At 63.1% G+C, this 18,667-nt stretch carries 17 protein-coding genes and 1 tRNA gene; 6 read left to right on the top strand and 12 right to left on the bottom strand.

Features of this window, described 5'->3' with window-relative positions; translation table 11 throughout:
* Window positions 1-30: 30 nt before the first annotated feature.
* The 7 genes from KTJ77_RS10500 to KTJ77_RS10530 all read right to left on the bottom strand — a co-directional run bounded on the left by KTJ77_RS10500 (window position 31) and on the right by KTJ77_RS10530 (window position 7,991).
* Entirely contained in the window at window positions 31-1,029 is a 999-nt protein-coding gene (locus KTJ77_RS10500; protein ID WP_217338499.1) for a DUF2804 domain-containing protein, read from the bottom strand.
* Window positions 1,016-2,851, bottom strand: a complete 1,836-nt coding sequence (locus tag KTJ77_RS10505) for a glycoside hydrolase family 2 protein (RefSeq protein WP_217338500.1) — start codon at window positions 2,849-2,851, stop codon at window positions 1,016-1,018. The genes KTJ77_RS10500 and KTJ77_RS10505 overlap by 14 nt, the downstream gene beginning before the upstream one ends.
* On the bottom strand, window positions 2,848-4,233 hold the full coding sequence (locus KTJ77_RS10510; protein WP_217338501.1) for an MFS transporter: 1,386 nt from the start codon (window positions 4,231-4,233) through the stop codon (window positions 2,848-2,850). Before KTJ77_RS10510 ends, KTJ77_RS10505 begins: the two co-directional genes overlap by 4 nt.
* A 117-nt stretch (window positions 4,234-4,350) precedes the next feature.
* Window positions 4,351-5,085 (bottom strand): ABC transporter permease, encoded by a 735-nt coding sequence (locus KTJ77_RS10515; protein ID WP_217338502.1) that lies wholly within the window; start codon window positions 5,083-5,085, stop codon window positions 4,351-4,353.
* The gene (locus KTJ77_RS10520) at window positions 5,082-5,822 is read right to left on the bottom strand and encodes an ABC transporter ATP-binding protein (protein WP_217338503.1); all 741 of its coding nucleotides are present in this window, start codon (window positions 5,820-5,822) and stop codon (window positions 5,082-5,084) included. The genes KTJ77_RS10515 and KTJ77_RS10520 overlap by 4 nt, the downstream gene beginning before the upstream one ends.
* A gap of 47 nt (window positions 5,823-5,869) precedes the next feature.
* Window positions 5,870-6,490: a TetR family transcriptional regulator gene (locus KTJ77_RS10525; protein ID WP_217338504.1), complete on the bottom strand. Its 621-nt coding sequence runs from the start codon at window positions 6,488-6,490 to the stop codon at window positions 5,870-5,872.
* A gap of 10 nt (window positions 6,491-6,500) precedes the next feature.
* Window positions 6,501-7,991: an L-serine ammonia-lyase, iron-sulfur-dependent, subunit alpha gene (locus KTJ77_RS10530; protein ID WP_217338505.1), complete on the bottom strand. Its 1,491-nt coding sequence runs from the start codon at window positions 7,989-7,991 to the stop codon at window positions 6,501-6,503.
* 132 nt (window positions 7,992-8,123) lie between these two features.
* Here KTJ77_RS10530 and KTJ77_RS10535 point away from each other — a divergent pair, with 132 nt between their 5' ends.
* A complete protein-coding gene (locus tag KTJ77_RS10535; protein ID WP_217338506.1) occupies window positions 8,124-8,501 on the top strand; it encodes a cupredoxin domain-containing protein in 378 nt (125 codons plus the stop codon).
* A 105-nt stretch (window positions 8,502-8,606) separates the two neighbouring features.
* On the opposite strand, the gene KTJ77_RS10540 is transcribed toward KTJ77_RS10535, so the two are convergent.
* The 3 genes from KTJ77_RS10540 to KTJ77_RS10550 form a co-directional block, all read right to left on the bottom strand.
* Window positions 8,607-9,515 carry a G5 domain-containing protein gene (locus KTJ77_RS10540; RefSeq protein WP_254367762.1) on the bottom strand — a complete coding sequence of 303 codons (909 nt, stop codon included), beginning with the start codon at window positions 9,513-9,515 and terminating at the stop codon, window positions 8,607-8,609.
* A 545-nt stretch (window positions 9,516-10,060) separates the two neighbouring features.
* Window positions 10,061-10,133 (bottom strand) — tRNA-Arg (locus tag KTJ77_RS10545).
* 145 nt (window positions 10,134-10,278) lie between these two features.
* Window positions 10,279-10,839, bottom strand: a complete 561-nt coding sequence (locus KTJ77_RS10550; protein ID WP_217338507.1) for an asparagine synthase — start codon at window positions 10,837-10,839, stop codon at window positions 10,279-10,281.
* 167 nt (window positions 10,840-11,006) lie between these two features.
* Between KTJ77_RS10550 and KTJ77_RS10555 the strand changes: the two genes are divergently transcribed.
* Window positions 11,007-11,858, top strand: a complete 852-nt coding sequence (locus KTJ77_RS10555) for an SDR family oxidoreductase (protein WP_217338508.1) — start codon at window positions 11,007-11,009, stop codon at window positions 11,856-11,858.
* Between the two features lie 89 nt (window positions 11,859-11,947).
* Entirely contained in the window at window positions 11,948-13,015 is a 1,068-nt protein-coding gene (locus KTJ77_RS10560; RefSeq protein ID WP_217338509.1) for a low specificity L-threonine aldolase, read from the top strand.
* A gap of 65 nt (window positions 13,016-13,080) precedes the next feature.
* Here KTJ77_RS10560 and KTJ77_RS10565 read toward each other — a convergent pair whose 3' ends face one another.
* Window positions 13,081-13,533 carry a VOC family protein gene (locus KTJ77_RS10565; RefSeq protein ID WP_217338510.1) on the bottom strand — a complete coding sequence of 151 codons (453 nt, stop codon included), beginning with the start codon at window positions 13,531-13,533 and terminating at the stop codon, window positions 13,081-13,083.
* An 87-nt stretch (window positions 13,534-13,620) separates the two neighbouring features.
* Here KTJ77_RS10565 and KTJ77_RS10570 point away from each other — a divergent pair, with 87 nt between their 5' ends.
* Entirely contained in the window at window positions 13,621-14,085 is a 465-nt protein-coding gene (locus KTJ77_RS10570) for a nuclear transport factor 2 family protein (protein ID WP_217338511.1), read from the top strand.
* A 559-nt stretch (window positions 14,086-14,644) separates the two neighbouring features.
* Window positions 14,645-17,050 carry a helix-turn-helix transcriptional regulator gene (locus KTJ77_RS10575; RefSeq protein WP_254367763.1) on the top strand — a complete coding sequence of 802 codons (2,406 nt, stop codon included), beginning with the start codon at window positions 14,645-14,647 and terminating at the stop codon, window positions 17,048-17,050.
* Window positions 17,051-17,076: 26 nt separating this feature from the next.
* Here the strand turns inward: KTJ77_RS10575 and KTJ77_RS10580 are convergent, their stop codons facing one another.
* The gene (locus KTJ77_RS10580; RefSeq protein ID WP_217338513.1) at window positions 17,077-17,988 is read right to left on the bottom strand and encodes a TIGR03619 family F420-dependent LLM class oxidoreductase; all 912 of its coding nucleotides are present in this window, start codon (window positions 17,986-17,988) and stop codon (window positions 17,077-17,079) included.
* 50 nt (window positions 17,989-18,038) lie between these two features.
* Between KTJ77_RS10580 and coaE the strand changes: the two genes are divergently transcribed.
* Window positions 18,039-18,665, top strand: a complete 627-nt coding sequence (gene coaE, locus KTJ77_RS10585) for a dephospho-CoA kinase (protein ID WP_217338514.1) — start codon at window positions 18,039-18,041, stop codon at window positions 18,663-18,665.
* Window positions 18,666-18,667 lie beyond the last annotated feature (2 nt).

Consider the following 18,667-nt stretch of genomic DNA (forward strand, 5'->3'; position numbering starts at 1 on the left):
GCCACGCCCACGCCGCCGGGCGCACGACGCCTACCAGCGGTTGTGGACGTCCTCGGCAAAGCCAACGATGTTGGCAAACTCAACGACCTCGGAGCCGGTGTCGAAGGTTCCGCTCCAGTAACCGAAGCATTGGTCGGTGCGGTTGCTGAGAATGCCGAGATTCATCGCTGACTGCTTGTTGTAGAACGGCGTCAACGTCGCGTCGAGGCCGCCGCCGATAATGCGCCAGGGCTCTGCCCAGTTGTCGAGATCGTACGTCCACTGCAACTTCTCGTGGATCTTGTACAGCGTTGTCCCCACCAAGACCGAGTTCTCGGTTGATCCGGTGCCGTCTGTCCACCGATCTCCCACCTGCAGCCCGATGACCCGGCCGTTCATGGTTCCGGAACCTGCGCCCCAGTTCCATGCGATGTCGTAGGGCCAGCGGCCGCGACCGTGATCAAGCACCGCCCACGATTCTCCCGCTGGCACCGGGTAGCTACGACCGTGAATGGTGACAGAGCCCGACGCCGGGCGCGCCACGTCTTTCACGGTGTACTGGAAGCGCTTCGTGCTCCACGGCACCACAACGGCAAGCGACTCGTGTCCTTCGGGGCGCGCAGCAAACACGTCAAAGGACGCACCCGGAATCGAAGCCTTCAGCCTAGTTCCACCCGGCTCTTCGACGATGTCAATCTCAAGCGCACCGCTCTTGGCGCGCGCGGAACCATCGCCGAGCGTCGCGGGCAGCACGACGGCGCCGGAACCGATGTCTGTCTTTCCGAGGTGAATCACGTCGCTGGTGGCGCGGTCGAAGACCCACACGTCGTTGACCGTCGCGTAATCGAGGCTCGAAACGGTGAGGGCGAGGATGTGCGTCGGGGTGATGACGTTCCAGTACTCCCACCGCTTGTTGCGACCCCACGCCGTGCGGCCGTTGATGCCCGCCGTGGTGACGAGCGGTTGGCGCGCCCACCCGACGCTTTCCGGGTTGAGGAGTCCGCGATCATCCGTGAGGCTGACGGGGGCGGTTAGTTCACGCAGAATCATCGTCACTGTCCTTTCGGGCGGCGCCATCGCTCTTACCCGCAAACACCCGCCGCAGCTGATCGTTGATCGCGCGGACGGCGGATTCATCAAATTTCACAACCTGACGGTCGTACGTCACCATACCGTTGACCTCGTTTTCGACGTCGCTTAGCTGGGTGTACACGGTCGCCGCGAGTCCTTCCGCGATCGCCGGTGCGATTTGCTCAACGTGCAATCGAATGAATCCGTCGAGCAAGTCGCCCGCAGACGCGAACCGCTTGTAGCCCATGGGTTTCGCACCCCACGTGTGGCGGCGAATCGCATGGCTGTAGCCGCCATACTCCGTGAGCGCGATGACACGTTCGTCTTTCTTCCACGCGCGGCGCACTTTCACCGGGCGGAAGTAAATGTGCTTGCTCACCAGGTCGCCCGCACCCTGGTCATGCCAGCCGCTCGCGTGGTCGACGCCGCGTGTCGGGTCAATCGCCTTCACCACGTCGGCGATGCGTGCGGCATCGAACTGGCCCCAACCCTCGTTAAATGGCACCCACATCGAGATGCTGGTGACCGAGCGCAGATGCTCGATCATGTCGACAAGTTCTGCTTCGCTCATCGCACGCCCGGCTTCATCACTGCGCGCAAAGAGACCGTACGCACGGTCGCTGATCGCGGGCGAGGCGATGGCCGGCATCGTCACGATCGGCGGCCGATACTGCTCGCCGCCATTCACGTGGTCTTGCCACACCAGCATGCCGAGGCGATCGCAGTGGTAATACCAGCGCAGCGGCTCAATCTTGATGTGCTTACGCAGCATCGTGAAGCCCATCCGTTTGGCAAGCTCGATGTCAAAAATCAGTGCGTCATCGCTCGGCGCTGTCAAGCCGCCGTCTGGCCAGTACCCCTGGTCGAGCAACCCCACCGGGAGGTACGGCGACCCATTGAGAGTCAAACAGGCGTGCCCGACTGGGCTCTTCCCAATGCCAAACGAACGCATGCCGACGTAGCTGGTGATCCGGTCGTCACCGAGACTCACCGACACGTCGTAGAGAAAGGGATCTTCCGGCGTCCAGGTGCGTACCGGCTCATCCAGTCGTACGCGCGTGGGGATGTTGGGTTCGATCTCGGCAAAGCCGTGCCGCTCACCGTGCGCACTTATCTCAACGCGCGCCGTGGTTCCGTCAGCCACCGCATGGCTCACCACGGTGACCTCGACCTCACGCGACGCTAGCACGGGCGTAAGAATCAGCCGGTCAATCGCGACATCGGGCACGCGCTCGAGCCACACCGTCTGCCAGATTCCGGACTGTGGGGTGTACCAAATTCCGCCAGGCTTGGACGACTGCTTACCGCGCGACAGCCACGACTTATCGGTGACGTCACGCACCGCGACAACGATCTCGTGTGTTGTCCGCTCGCCGAGCGCATCGGTGATATCGACGGTGAATGGCAAGAAGCCGCCGGTGTTGCCGCCCACTTCGACACCGTCCACAGCGACGCGGCACGACTGGTCAACGGCACCAAAGTGCAGCAGCACGCGGCCACCTGCACCACTCGGTGCGGCGAACTCACGCCGGTACCAAAGCACCTCATCTTCGCCCAGCTGCCTGCCCACTCCGCTCAGCGGCGTCTCAGGCGAGAACGGAACCAGAATCGTGCGGTCAAAAGTAGGCGGATGTTCCGGGTCGGCCACATCGAGTGGATCAGGCGACGGGAAGCTCGTGAACGCACACTGCCACGTGCCATTCAGGTTTGTCCAAGCGTCGCGCACCAGTTGCGGGCGCGGGTATTCGGCCAGCGGAATGCCCTCGCGGGCGGCGGCGCTCCAGGGCGTCGTCAATGTCATGCGGTGGGCTCCGTTGGTTGTGCGGGTTCAGGCTGGAATGGGGCATGTGCGGCGTCAGGCTCAGCAGGCAGGGCACGCAACCACAGTGCGGGGATGATGACGAGCACCGCGATGCCCGCCGCCACCAGGAACATCCATGAGGTCGGCACCTGCCGCACCACGCCCAGCTCCTCGTAGGTCTCGTTTGCGCCGATGATGACCGCGGCACCGATGAACGGGCCAATCAGCATGGGCACCAGCACCGTCGCGATCATACGCAACCCTTGCACCATACCAACGCGACTGCTTGGCGTCGCGTCACGCACGGCCGCCGACGCGGTCGCGCCAGCGAGCATCATGCCCGCCATCATGATGGTTCCGGCAACAATCGCAAAGAGCATGTCCCGTGCCATCGTCATCAGCACCAGCCCCGTGATGAGCAGGGCTGTTGCGGGCAGGAGCGCGCGCTGCTTGCCGATACGGTCGATCACGCGGCCGCCCAGCACACTGATGATGCTTGCCAGAATCAGCACGCTGGCGAGCACGATGGCGTACGCCTCAATCTGCAGCGAGCGCTGAATATAGATGATCAGATATGGCAGGTAGACCTGCGCGCTGATGCCAAGGACCATCACGGCAAGCAACGTCACATACAGGCGCGGGTGCGCGGCGATGTGGGACGGCCGCAGGCCAGCGATGACTGACGATAGGTACGAGCCTGGTGCCCGCTCAATGGTTGTCGATTCGCGCATCACAAACAGCGCGACGACACCGGTCAGCGCCGTGATCGCCCCGATGATGCCGAAGAACAGCATCCACTGACCAGCGCGGGTCATGGCGTCGAACGCGCCGAAGATGATGAGCATCGCGATGAGCGGCATGATCGCGAGCACGCTGTCGATGCGACCGCGGTTCGCCGGAGTGCTGGATTCGGTGACCCACGCGTTGAATGCGCCGTCGTTGGCGCCTGAACCAAAAAAGCTCATGATGCAGTCGAGGGCAACGATCGCAACGATGGCCGCACCGACCGCTTGGCTCGTCGCGGCCGCTGTGCCGCCATCGACGCCAACGAACCCAAACGAGGCGGTCAACAGACCCCAGGCGATGTAACCGACCACGATAAACGGCTTGCGCTTACCTACCCGGTCAGAAAAGGCACCGATCACCATGGTCGCCAGCGTCGCGGCGACCGCTGATGATGCGACAAGCAGTGCGATAACGGTCGGGTCGGTCGAGATCGTTTCGTAAACGAACACGTTGAGATACATGTTCTCAACGGCCCAGGCGAGCTGGCCGATCAGACCGAGCACAACAATGGTGGTCCAGGTGCGCGCGCCGACGCCACTAGCGCGCTCCGAACGCGTGGCGCTGGAGCTCGCGATGGCGCGAGAGTGGGAGGTCATCGGCATCCTTGCTGATTTGCCGGTCGGGCACCGGTAGTCTTAACAGTAGACAGGATGCAACTTCTACACAACGTTCCGCTCGATACTTTGTGCGGAAAGCGCGAACGGGGCATGGCGCTACGGCGTGCGGCGGCGCAACGTGAGCGAGGCCAACACGATGGCGCCGAGCACGCAAGCGGCAACAATGCCGAGCGGAACCAGCAGGTCGGCTCCGCCCTCGCCGCGGGTGACCGCGTTGACGGCATCAATCGCGTAGCTCAGCGGGAGCCAATCCGAAATGCGTTGCAGTACCTCTGTCATGTTCTCGCGCGGCATGATCACCCCGCCCAGGATGATCTGCGGAAACACCAGTACCGGCATGAACTGCACGACCTGAAACTCGGTGCGCGCAAACGCGCTGGCGAGCAAGCCAAGCCCGGTGCCAAGCAATGCGTCCACGATTGCAACGAGGGCGAGCTGCCATAGCTCCCCCTTCACTTCGAGCCCGCACACCATGACTGCGAACGCGACGGTGATGAGCGATTGCACGATGGCCGCAAGTGCGAAGGCAAGAGCGTATCCGGCGATGAAATCTGCACGCCCAAGCGGCGTCGTCATCAGCCGCTCCAAGGTTCCGTCTCGCCTTTCCCGCAGCGTCGCGATTGAGGTGATGAGAAACATCACAATGAATGGGAAGAGGGCGAGGATCGCAGGGCCGACCGTTTGAAAGACCTGCTCCTGCTCGACGAAGAGCCATGCGAACAGGCCCACGAGCACGCTCGGCGCGATCAGGAGTAGCGCGAGGGAGCGGTGATCGTGCAAAAGCTGTGCGATCACGCGGCCGGCGGTCGCGAAGGTGCGATTGATGTTCATGATGCCCTCCGTCGACTGTCACCCATGTCACGTTTGATCAGCGTGAGAAATGCCGCGTCGGCATCGGTGGTGTCGGTGGTGTCGAGCAATTCTTGTGGCGTCATGTGCCCCACGAGACGCCCGTCGCGCAGCAGGATGACCTCATCGCAGCGCATGGCCTCATCCATCACGTGGCTCGAAACAAGCACCGTTTTTCCGGCATCGGTCAGTTCACGCATCACCGTCCAGATCGCCTCGCGAAGCAGCGGGTCAAGGCCAACGGTGGGCTCATCAAGAACGAGAAGTTCGGGGTCGGCGAGCATCGCGACGGCGAGAGATACCCGGCCGCGCTGACCTCCACTCAGCGTCGCGACTCGCTGTTTTGCCTGCGGCTCGAGACCCACAGCCGCGAGCGCACGGTCAGTATCTACGCGCGTGCCGCCGAGCACGCGGCCGAAGTAGTCCAGGTTTTGTCGCACCGTGAGATCGTCGTACACGGCCGCTGACTGCGTGGAGTAAGAAACCCGCCTGCGCAACCCACTGGTTCCGCCCGGTTCATCCAGCACGATAACCTCACCGGATGTAATCCGCTGCGCTCCGACGATGCAGCGCATCAGCGTGGTTTTTCCGCACCCCGATGGGCCGAGCAGGCCGACCAGTTTGCCTGCTCGGATGTCCAGGTCGAAGCCGCGAAAGACCGAGATGCTGCCCCGTTTGACCACGAGGTTGCGAATCGACACCGCCGTCTTATTCATCATGTGATGAATATTGCGCCGCGCGATCGCCTAGGTCAAGGGGGTACGCGCTACAGGTCCTGCGAAAGGTCGCCAGTCAGGTAGCGCTGCAGCGTCGCGCCCACCGAGTTCACGAGGTCGTCGGGCTCGCTGCGGGTGAGCGCGGGAAGCTGAATGACGTAACGGGTGAGGATGAGCCCGGCAACCTGCGAGACCACGAGCCCCGCGCGTCTATCAGCCTCGGGGCCGCCGATGGCTACGGCGATTCGACCGACGACTTCGCGTGACAAGAATCCACGGGCTACGGGGGCAGCGAGCTTGCTGCTCATCGTGGCGCGCAAGAGCGCCACGCCACGGCGGCGCACCGTGGGGTCATCCCACGCCGTGACGATGTACTTCACGATGCGTTCGCCTGCGCCATCGAGACCGCTCGAGAGAATATCGATGAGGGCAACATCGGGCCGCACGGGGCTGTGCACAACCGCGCTAAACAGGTCGGCTTTTGCACCGAAATGGTGATGGATGAGCGCGGCATCGACGCCGGCACGCGCAGCAATCGCGCGCATTGTGGCGCCGTCGTAGCCGTGCAGTTCGAACTCTTCTGCCGCCGCCTGCATGATCTGCTCGCGGGTATCGCCCTCCCCCGCGCGCGGCCGACCGCGGCGTCGCGGTTTCTCGGCGGGAGCAGTCATTTCTCCGCGTTCAGCACTCGATGACGTTGACGGCCAGGCCGCCCTCGCTGGTTTCTTTGTACTTCGTTGACATGTCGATGCCGGTTTGGCGCATCGTTTCAACGACCTGATCGAGCGAGACGTAGTGGGTGCCATCGCCGCGGAGCGCAAGACGCGCGGCGGTCACGGCGGTGGACGCCGCGATCGCGTTGCGTTCGATGCACGGAATCTGCACGAGACCACCGACCGGGTCGCACGTGAGCCCGAGGTGGTGTTCCATCGCGATTTCGGCGGCGTTTTCGATTTGGCGGTTGGTGCCGCCCATTACGGCGGTGAGGCCACCTGCGGCCATCGCGCAAGCGGAACCGACTTCGGCCTGACAGCCGCCTTCGGCTCCAGAGATGGACGCGTTCGCCTTGAACAGGGAGCCGAGCGCGGTTGCGGTCAGCAGGAAACGGCGGATGCCACGGCGACGATTCGCTTCGGCGAGCTGTTCTTCCGTGAGGTTATCCGGATTCGGATCAGCGGGTTCCGATGAGAACCCCAAGAGGGCGCTCCCGACAAGTTCACCGTGCGGCGTGACGGCGTTGCCCTGCCCCAAACCCGAATCCGCCAGGAAGCGCCACCAGTACATGGCAACAGCCGGGAGAATTCCTGCGGCACCGTTCGTGGGCGCAGTCACCACGCGACCGCCAGCGGCGTTTTCTTCGTTAACGGCAAGCGCGAATGCGCCAAGCCATTCGCCTGGTAGTTCGCGGTGTCCATCGGATTCGGAGAGCTCCAGCTGCTCGCGGATCGTGTTCGCGCGGCGCTTCACACCGAGGATGCCCGGAAGGACGCCGGCCGTGTGCAGCCCCGCATCGACGCACCCCGCCATCGCATCCCAAATCGCGTCGAGACCGGCGGCGACATCAGCCTCGGCACGCAACGACTCTTCGTTGCGGCGGGCGATTTCGGCAATCGTCAGGTTGTGTTCGTCGCACAGGGCGACGAGGGTTTCGGCGTCGCGGTACGCGTAGGGGAATGACCGGGTGCCGAGGCTCTCGGCCGCGCCGTCGCGACGAATGAAACCGCCGCCGACCGAGTAGTAGGTCTCTTCGGCAATGGCTTCGGCATCGGCGTAAGCCCACAGCGTCATCGCGTTGGGGTGGCCGGGCAAGCGGGTGCGCGGCTCAAACGTGATGTCTGACTTAGCGAAAGCGATCTCATGACTGCCGGCGACGAGGAGCGGGGCATCCTCGACGTAGTTCGTCCAGGCGTTTCGCACATCGGCGGGGTCAACCGTTTCGGGGTGCTGGCCGCGCAGGCCGGCAACGACGGCGTCCGGCGTGCCATGACCAATTCCGGTCGCACCCAGCGATCCGTACAAAACGCAAGCGATGCGCGTGACGCGCTTCATGGTTCCGTCGTGCTGCAACCGCTCGACAAAGTCGACGGCAGCGCGCATGGGCCCCACGGTGTGGGAGCTTGACGGGCCTACACCGATGGAGAACAGGTCAAAAGCAGAGACGTACGCAGTCACACCTCAAGAGTAGGTCGCTCCAGGCCCATGTGGGCGATTCTTCAGGCCCGGCGAGGCGAGACGCTTTAGGCCGTGCGCACGACGTGAGAGAGGATGGAAGGACCACCAGGTACAAGACGTCAGGAGATATCGGTGTCACTTCGTAAACCGCTCACCACGCTCGGGGCGATCGCCGCAACATTGCTTCTGCTGACCGGGTGCACCTCCAGTGGCCCCGCCGTTGACGCCACCGGTGAGACGACCGAAGTGACCGTCACCGTTTCTGGCATGACCTATGTGCCCGACGTTATCGAGGTTCCGGTTGGCAACGAGCTGATCGTCACGTTTGAGAACACCGGAACCGTGGTGCACGACCTCAAGTTTGCAAACGGCGCCGACTCGGGCGACATCGCGCCAGGCAAGACCTCCGTCGTTGAGGTCGGTGTCATCGGCGCCAATCTTGACGGTTGGTGCTCCGTCGGCAACCACCGCGCCATGGGCATGGAACTGACGGTCGTCGCCGTCGAGTAGGTTCGCGGCGCCCAGCGGCGTGGTCGGGCAAGTTTCTTGCGGCATGCGGCTGCGCCGTCGCCGAGAGGCGACCTTGTCGATGGAGCCGGCCGTAACGTCGGGCGCTCAATCGCGCTCGCAGGCGTACCCGTCGTTATCGCGGTCGAGGTCGTACACGTCGTTGCCGACGACCCGCGCGACGCCGTCGAAGTATGACGGCCCGTTTCCTGTTCCCCACGCACAGTCAACATCATTGGGATCGTTAGGCACGCAGGCATCCGCGTAGTTGGAATTACAATCACTGTCACCGCGACCGGCGAACGCGGCCGGAGGCGTGTACATGCCGACCGAAACAACTTCGTGGATCGGCTCTACAGTGACGATGTTTGACACTTCGACGCGGGCCGTCTCGACGCCGTCGGTGTAGGTCACGTCGTACGTAATCGTGCGAGTGCCAGCCACTCCGGCAATCGCGACCCGCGTGGTGCCGGTGGCGAGGTTCCAATCTTCCTGTTGCGAGCTGCCGAACGGAACGGCCTCGGTGATCGCCTCCTGTTTTACAACGACGACGGGCGTCGGGCTCGGTGACGGCGTGGCAGCGGCCTTCGCCGTTACCTGCGCACTCAGCGTGGGCCGAGGTGTGGCTGAAGGCGTCTCACTCGGCAGCGCGGCGATTCCAGCCGGGGCACTCTCGCTAGTGCTCGGTTTTCCGGCGACCGCAGTTCCGATGCTGGAGAATCCGACCGCAATCACCGCGGAGATAATGATCGCCGCAATGGCGTGTTTTCGTGACGCAAACTTGATCCAGGTGGGTTGGTTCTTGACGACAGCCACGATGGCGGTGATCAGAACAACGGCGGCCAGCGCCACGACGAGCTGCCACAGCAGGATGGCGAGCAGAATGGCTGCCGCGACGATGCTGCCTTTGGCCCACAGCGGCAACTTCGCTAGCGGCCCCCACTTTGATTTCACCCGCTCAATCGTCATCGCTGTTGCGGTGGGTGGTGTCAGTGGAGTCATCGGATCGTGCGTCATTACAGCTCCCGGGTCAGCAAGGGCCCCACCAAGATGAGAGCCTTCTCATCTGTGATGTTAGCGACAAGACCCGATCGCGCGAAACATGATTTCTACGCTCGTGCCAAGCGTGCCGAAGAAGCTTCGCTGGGCCGACTAGGCACGAGTTGAAGTCAGTTATGCATGAGGCAATTCAGTTGTGCATGAGCCAAACGCCCAACCGGCGTGAAAACACGGCGTGTCGAGGCCAATTTACCCCTTCACTCATGCAGAACTGAGAACGCTCATGCATAACTCGGGAGCGCGGCGATGCGGTCGATTCTGGGGCATGTGGCTCCGGCCACGGGCAGAGCAAGCCGGCCACAACCTCGGCAAGCGGGCTAAGTGCCAAGGCCGCCGGTCGTAGGACCAGGACTTACGAGAACAGAACATACGGAACCAAGACATGCGAAAACAGAACCGACGGAACCAGGACCTGCGGAACCAGGACCTGCGGAACCAGGACCTGCGGAAACGAAGAAAGCCTCTGCTTTCGCAGAGGCTTTCTGTACTGTCTCAACACAGTGTGCGCTCGAAGGGACTCGAACCCCCAACCTTCTGATCCGTAGTCAGATGCTCTATCCATTGAGCTACGAACGCCCAGCCTTTGCTTTCGCTTGGCCGTAGATAAGCTTACAACACCTTCGGCGTTCCGGCGAATCGGCACGGTTGCGCCGGAATCCCGGGCGCGCCGCGTGCGATGCGCCCGCACGGCTTAGACCAGAGAAGCCCTGGTTCGGGCGGGCTATTTGGTTTCCCAGTCCTTCTTTTTCTTCGCCTGCGCCGCGAGATTCTGCAAATCAACCATCACGAGGGCCTGCATGCGCGCTTCGCGCATGCGCTCGTAGTCAGGGTCAGCCTCGGGGCGCATAGCCTCGACGCGCAACCGGTTTTGCAGGTTGTTGGCCACATCGATCCATGCTGCCTCGCGGCTGGATTCGACGAGCTCCCGCACCGCTGCTTCATCATCAATCATCGTGCGCAGACGAGCAGCCACTTGCTCCGAGTGCTTGCGACGTTGACGGAGGTTCTTCACGTCGCGATCACGGTAGTCGTGGGTGCCGTCAGAAAGCGAATAACGCCCGAACGCTGCGCGCTGCATCTTCTTCAGGCGGCGCGCGCCCTTCTCTGATTCTTTTGCGAGCGTCTCGATGGCGTCGCGTGCCACCGCATCAAACTCGCCGGGGTCAAAGCTCTCACCGCCGGCAATGGTGTCAACGAGGATATGGTTCTTCACGATCAGGCGAGCCGCGGCGAGCGCGATGGCGACACCTTCCGCGATGGCATCTGCGTGCTTCTTCCTCATTGAACCCTCCCTCATGAATGAGCGTAGTCGCACCCGCGCGCGAGGTCACGACCCAGGCCATCTCTGAGCCGCCGTGCACAAAATGCCGCGGCATGGCGTGCACAAAACAGGGTCGCGCTACGACACGATATGACTGTGTGCAACGTTGCCGCGAAAGGATCCCCCGAATGCCTCGACTCAACGTCACCGGCCACACGGCTGCCATCACCGGCGCGGCCGCTGGCATGGGTGCCGCCGTTGCGCGTCAGCTCGCCCAACAGGGCGCACATCTCGCCCTCATCGATCGCGATGCTGATGCGCTTGCTGCTGTGGCCTCAGAACTTCGCGCTCTGGCCCCCACGAGCACGGTCACCACGCACGTCGTCGACCTCGTCGATGACGATGCTGTGGCGCACGCCTGCGCTGACATCATCGATAAACACACGACGCTTCAGGCACTGATCACGTGCGCAGGCTCGTCCATGCTGGGCTCGATAGACCAGCTCACGATGGCAGAAATGCGCTGGCTCATGGACGTCAATCTGTGGGGCACAGTCAACATCACACAGGGCCTGCTTCCGGCGCTGCGTGCATCGCCACACGCGCACATCACACACCTGGCGAGCATCTACGCGCTGGCTGCCCCCGGCGGGCGCATCCCCTACGCGATGAGCAAATTTGCGGTGCGCGGCTTCTCCGAAGCACTGCGCCATGAGCTTGCTGACTCCACCGTCTCGGTTGGAACCATTTACCCCGCAGGGGTAAAAACCGGCATCATCCTGCACGGGAGATACGCCGCCGCCCTTGATCCGGCCATTGCCGATCGCGCGGCGGCCGCTCAGGCACGCATGTACGACACGGAACCTGACGTCGCCGCCAGCATCATCGTGAACGCAACCATCCGGAGGCGAGCGCGCACCATGATCGGCCGCAAGGCCTACCTCGTCGACGCACTCGTGCGCCTGCTGCCGGTGAATCACTGGTCGTTCATGCGCGCACCACTGCGCAAAGCGACCGACACCACAACGCCTGTGCAGTAGCGGAACCACAACGCGCACTCGCAAAGAATCAACGGAACCATGGTGCTGGTTCCGACGCCCGCACCGCTGAAAAGTCATAGGCTACTTCGGTGACCAATCTTCACGACGTGAACGTACGCGGATTCGCTTCTGACAACTACTCCGGCATCCACCCCGAGGTGCTTGCGGCTATTGCCGCGGCAAACGGTGGCCACCAGATCGCCTACGGTGACGATCAGTACAGCGAGCGCCTGCAGCAGGTATTTGCCTCGCACCTCGGCGAGGGCGTTGAAGCTTTCCCGGTCTTCAACGGAACCGGCGCGAACGTCGTCGGGTTGCAGTCGATGCTTCCGCGCTGGGGCGCCGTGATCGCCGCATCGACCGCCCACATTAACGTCGACGAGGGCGGTGCGCCCGAGCGCGTAGGCGGCATCAAACTGCTCACCGTCGAAAGCCCTGACGGCAAGCTGACCCCCGAACTGATCGACAAAGAGGCGTGGGGTTGGGGCGATGAGCACCGCGCGCAGCCGCTCGTCGTTTCCATCACGCAGACCACCGAGCTCGGCACGCTCTACTCGATCGACGAGATTCGCGCGATCACCGAACACGCTCACAGCCTCGGCATGACCGTGCACATGGACGGCGCTCGTCTCGCGAATGCGGCAGCTGCACTCGGACAACCGATGCGCGCATTCACTCGCGACGCCGGCGTCGACGTGATGAGCTTCGGCGGAACCAAGAACGGCGCCATGCTCGGCGAAGCGATCGTCGTGATGAACCCCGAGGCATCGACCGGGCTCACTTACCTCCGCAAACTCAACATGCAGCTGTCGTCAAAAATGCGTTTCGTGTCGGCACAGCTCATCGCCCTACTGGAGGGCGACCTGTGGTTGCGCAACGCCTCGCACGCGAACGCGATGGCCACGCGCCTGCGCGCTGCCCTCGAAGCGGGCGTTGCCGATGGTTCCATCCGCGGCGTGGGCTTCACCCAGGAGACCCAGTCCAACGGCGTCTTCGCAACGCTCCCTGAGGGTGTCGCCGACCGGGTGCGCGAAACGTTCCGCTTCTACGATTGGGACGCGGCAAACCGCGAGGTACGCCTCATGTGCAGCTTCGACACGAGCGAGGCAGACATCGATGCGCTCGTCAGCCTGATCGCTCAAGAAACGACGCGCTAACCACAAAACGACAGCGGTCCTCGGAACCATCACCTTTGGTTCCGAGGACCGCATGTTTTTGGCGCTTACACCGGCACGGGGCCGCTCGTCGCGACCTCAGCAAACGACGGACCGTCGTACTGCATGAGGCACACGCGAATGCCGCCAAACGTTGCGCCGTCAAAAATGACCTCGCGGATCGGGCCGGCATACAGGTCACGGACGACGGTCATACCCTCGGCGATAAAGTGCGCCTTGGCTGCTTCGATGTCGTCAACGCGGTAGTGAATATTGCGGAAGCCGGGCTGCTCATCAGGCAACTCGATGAGCTCAAACATGCCAGAGGTGTCCATGGCGATGCGTCCGCCCGCCGGAATCTGCGCTGCTGAATCATTGATGGCGATGGCGTCGGCGAGTGGGTAGGACTCCCCCGGCGTGAAGATGTGAAACTCCAGGCCAAAAAGGCGGGTGTAGCGGTCGACTGCTTCGTCCAAGTCAGTCACGACAACGCCGAGCAGTTCCATGCGATCGATCTTCATTGATCCTCCTGTTTCGTTGTCCGACACGTTATACCAAGCAAGCACCCGTTTGGGATAGCGTGAACGAAACAGTTCAAGGAGGAACACATGCCCACCGTCGAAGAACGACTAGAACAGCTCGAATCCCGCCTTCAGGTGGCCGAAGACCGGCTGGCGATCGCGAATCTCATCGCGTCGTATGGCCCCGCCGTTGACCGCCGCGACGGTGCAGCCACCGAGGCACTCTGGTCTACGGAGGGCACCTATGTCATTGGCGACGAAGTGGTTCCGTTTACCGGCCTTGCCGACATCGTCGACCGTCCGGGTCACCTCCGCTACGTCACCGCTGGGTGCAGTCACTTCCTCAGTCCGGCGCGCATCGAGGTCACTGACGACACTGCGGTCGCGGTGAACTACTCGATGGTTGTTATGCACGAGGGCGAGCGCTGGGTGGTTGACCGCCTCAGCGCAAACCGCTGGGAGCTCGTGCGCACCGACGGAGGCTGGAAGGTCGAGCGTCGAGCAAATCGCACGATTACCGGTGTCGAAGAGGCCCGCGCCCTGTTGGCGTAGTTATCCATCGCCCTGTGACGGGGCTCGCACTTCGGTGCGGGCCCCGTTTTTCGTTGCGTCCACCGGGCGCATTCGCATTGTTGGACTGAGGGCGTTAACCCTCCGTACGTAGGCCTAGGAGCGCTCCCACTTTAGGGGCGATTCGGGAGAATCGGTCGAATTGGGAGCGAATTTTACTGACCCGGAGCAGGTGCACTTACGCAGACACGCCAACAAAATTACGGCGATGGGGTCGCAAAGCACTGAGAAAACCGTGAATCCGTGCCGGAGAAGCCCTGAACATGAGTGCATTCGTCCCAGCAAACCCGAAAAAGGAATACCGTCAAGTTGAAATTCAACGATGGCATTTCTGGCCTCAATCCGCGTTTCCGAGAACGTCGGCTCGAGGCTCATTGCACCAAAGGCAGTACCCAGCACCACACAATAAAACCCGTTCACCTCCCACAGGTCGTTTGTCATGCAAAACACAGATTTTTCGTCTCCGAGGACGACGCCCACCGATTCGGTTTCGCCGTTGTATTACGGCCGCGCCGAGACCGTTACGGCGATTCTTGAGGCTTTGGCTTCGAATCGCGACGTGATCGTTGAGGCTGAGCCTGGCCTCGGAAAGAGCATGCTGCGCGCCACCGTCGCTCGCGCCGCCCGCGTCGAAGGATGGCGCACCATCCGGCTTGATCAGCCGAGCCCGATGAGCAGCAAGGATCGCGCCATCGTAATCGCCGACCTCGATGCGCTCAGCGCGACGGATCTGAGCCGACTTGCCGATCTGCAGCGTTCCGACGGCGTCCGGTTCTTCGCAACCCGCCGCCCACCACACCCCTTCGCTGACCCCACCGACAGCACGGCACGCACGCCCGTACTGGCCCGCGCCACCACGATGACTCTGCTCCCGCTCACGCTGACACAGTGCGATGCTCTCATCGAAGAACAGGTGAGCGTCACCCCCATGCATGCCGAGCCCACGCTCGTCGAGCGCCGGTGGGTGTGGGCGCAAAGCGGCGGATTTCCGCGCGTTGCCGTGTCACTGCTCCACACGCTGAACGATTCGCCTGTCGAAGAAGACAGCCTGTCGACACCATCGCGTCGCACACTGATCGAGGCATCGGGTGTGCTCGCTGGCTTGCCCCCCGCATTACAACGATTCGCGAGCTCACTCCTGCCGCTCGTCGGCGTGAGTTTCACCCGCATTCGCCGCTTCTTCAACCGCGTTGAACTGTCGCTACTCATCGAATCACACGTGATCAGCGATCACCGTGACACCCTGTGCATTCCGCTACCATTCCAGTCTGCGCTGCGCATGATGTCTGAGCCCGAAATGACGGCCCTCGCGCAAGACATCATCGCTGACATTTGCGCGTCTGTTGTTATCGACGCCGAATGCAGCGAGAGCGAAGTTAACGTGGCTGCACGCGCGCTCACGGTCGACGCGACGCTGCGCGCGCTGATCGACAGCGACGCACAACTCGCAGTATTGAGCATGGCAATGTGGCTCGCTCGTCGTCGCGGCGAGTCGGAACCAGCGGCTGCGATTGCACGTCGCATCCTGACGATGCACCCTGCCGCCGCGACGGACGGTCTGCGACGAATCGCCCGCCAGGAGAGTGACGACTTCGAACGGTTGGCTGCTGACCTCCGCGCCGGCCAAAAGATTCCGGTCGCCGACCTATCCCTGTGGGCGCTGTGTCTGCAGATGCCGTTGACCGCCACCGTGGCTGGCCTCGACGACCTGCTCGCCGAAATTGGCGAACAGCAGAGCGACACCATCGACCGGTACGGACTCGAAGCGCACCGCGCCAGCCTCGTCGCCGCAGGAGCCCTAGATCTCGGCGACTTCGATGAGGCGCTGCGCCTGACGGCCCCCCTGCTGGTTCCGTCTCACCGCAACACACTCGCGGCGCTCCGCGGATACAGCGTGAACGCTCTGGTACACGCGCGACGCCTCGACCATGCGGCGCTACGGACCACTGCCGAGGCTTTTGCTCAATTGGCGACCGCGACGACGTTTGAGCGTGGCCTCAAGGCCGACCTGACGCGGCGCATGACACTCGACGCGCTCACCGTCATCACGTGTGCGTTCGGCGCTGCCGGGCAGCGTGTGCCGATCAGCTTCGAGCAGGTCATTGACCGGTTCATCACCGAGGGGTTGCTGCATGAAGACCTCTCGATGAGCACGGCTGCCGCCATTTGTCACCTGATCATTTCGGCACAGCACGACCAGCAAGATGAGATGCAGGGCGACATTCGCTTCCTGACGCGCCAGGCGCGGACCGACGTATCCGCCTGGGTTCTCGCTGCGGTGGGCGGACACCAGCCCGAGCCGCTGTTCTCTCCCGTGACTTCGCCACTGTCGCAGGCCGTGACCCTGGCACTCGCGCTGACTATTGAGTTGCAGCGCGGTCAGGTGGCCTTCTCCGATGCCATCAGTGCCCTTCCTGACGCATCGGTTCCTCTTGTAAAACTCGCTCAGCGCTTCCTGACGTCAGCCTCCACCGGAATCGGTGCAGGTAGCCCCATCGATGACATTGCCGGCATCGAGGAGGCAACGATTCCTGGGGCCATGCTGGATTTCTGCATCGGCATCGAAGAGGGGGATCCTTCACGACTTCGACGGGCCGCCTTCACCTTCCAGTCGATGGGTGGCGGTGAGCAGGCACAGGCCGCTTTGACTGCGCTTACTCCGCTGGTGAGCGGGGATCACGCGTTTGAGAAGTCGGTGCGCCCGCTCAAGCGCACCGTGACGTCACGATTGCGTGCGATGGAAGAGAAGGCGGAACCATTGACGCCGCGCGAATACGAGATTGCGCTGCTTGCCGCGCAAGGACACCGCAATGCTGACATCGCACAGCGGCTGTTCCTTTCGGTTCGCACGGTCGAGTCGCACCTCTACCGCGCGATGCGAAAGCTCGCAGTTGACCGCGACGGATTGCACCCTTCGGTATTGCTGCGGCTCGGAATCGAATCGTAACCTGGCGGGTCGCGAGGCGAGTGCGCCTAGCTATCGGTGACGGCCGTGGCTTCGCGTTGCGCCACCAGGTCGGTGAGGTAACGCTCCACGTCGGCCATCGATTCGCAAAAGTGTCGCGGGTGCGCAATCACAGTGTGAGCCCCGGCCTGCCAGAGTCCTGCGGCTTGAGCGAACGGATCATCGACCGCGCTCATCACGGTGCCGCGCGGGTGAATGGAGAGCGCTCCGGTGAAGTGCATCGGCTTTGTGCCAGCGGCATCGGTGATCGTGGCAACCGCGTCGGCGAACTCTGCCGCGGGCATCGGCGGCGCCTGCCACCCATCAGCCAGCGTCACCACGCGCTGCACGCCGCGGGGTGTGAGTGCGAGGCCGAGATAGATCGGCAGCGCCGCCCCCTGCACGGGTTGCGGCATCGACCACGCGTCATCGAATGACACCTTCTTGCCCACGAACTGGGCGTCTCCGCCCGCCCACAGCGCGCGACATGCCGCGATCTGCTCGTCCATGGTTCCGAATCGTCCCTCAAACGCCCGTTCAGCCGCGTCATACTCCTCCCGCTGCCACCCGACCCCGAAGGCAGCGTCGAGGCGTCCGCCGCTCAGCGCATCGAGCGTGGCGAGCTGCTTGGCAAGCAGTGGAGCAGGGCGCAATGGCGCAATCATCACATTTGTGCTGAGGCGGGCGTTGCGGGTCACCGCGGCGATGGCGCCGAGCGCCACCATCGGGTCGAACCACGATGCCTCAACGGGATAGGGAAAGCCTTCGCGGTTGGCGTGCGCTTGGCGGGAAATCAGCACATGCTCAGGCAACACAATCTTGTCGACCCCCATCTCATCGGCCATGATGGCGAGATCACGCATCGCGGCAAACCCGGCGGGCTCACCCGATGCGCTGGGCAGTGAGTCGATGTCCATCAGGTTGATGGCAAGAAAAGTCATGGTGCTCCTTTGCACGAGATGCGCCCGTAGGCTGGGCGACGGAGGTTGCGATGCGAATCATTGCGATTACCGGTGGCATCGGCGCCGGGAAAAGTACGGTGGCTCGGGCGCTGGCCGAACGCGGCGCTCATCTTCTCGACGGCGATCAGGTGGCACGCGCCGTTGTTGACCCGGCCGATCCGATTGGCGCTGTCACGGTCTCGCAGATTCGGGACTTGCTCGGCGACGACGCCTTCCATGCCGACGAAACGTTGGACCGCGAAGCGGTTGGCGCGCGGGTGTTCTCTGACCCTGAGCTTCGGAGCGCCTACAACCGCATTCTGTTTCCCGCGATCGAGCGGGCCACCGTTGTGCGCATCGCTGCAGTACGCGCCAGCGACCCGCAAGCGACCCTCATCCATGAGATTCCGCTGTACACCGGTCGCACCCTGCCATGGACATACGACTACGTTGTGACCGTCGAGGCCGACGATGCGGTGCGAGCCGAGCGCCTCATCAGCGGTCGCGGGTATTCGCCACAGCACGCAGCCGATCGCATCGCGGCGCAGGGCGCTGCCGGGCCGCGCGAGGCGATCGCCGATCGGGTGATTCGCACAGACGGAACCATGGCGCACACGCTGGAGCAGGTGGAGGCTCTGTGGCATGATGCCCAGAGCCTCCCCCACACCGCGCACTGACG

This window comes from Microbacterium sp. NC79 (assembly GCF_019061125.1).
GTDB lineage: Bacteria > Actinomycetota > Actinomycetes > Actinomycetales > Microbacteriaceae > Microbacterium.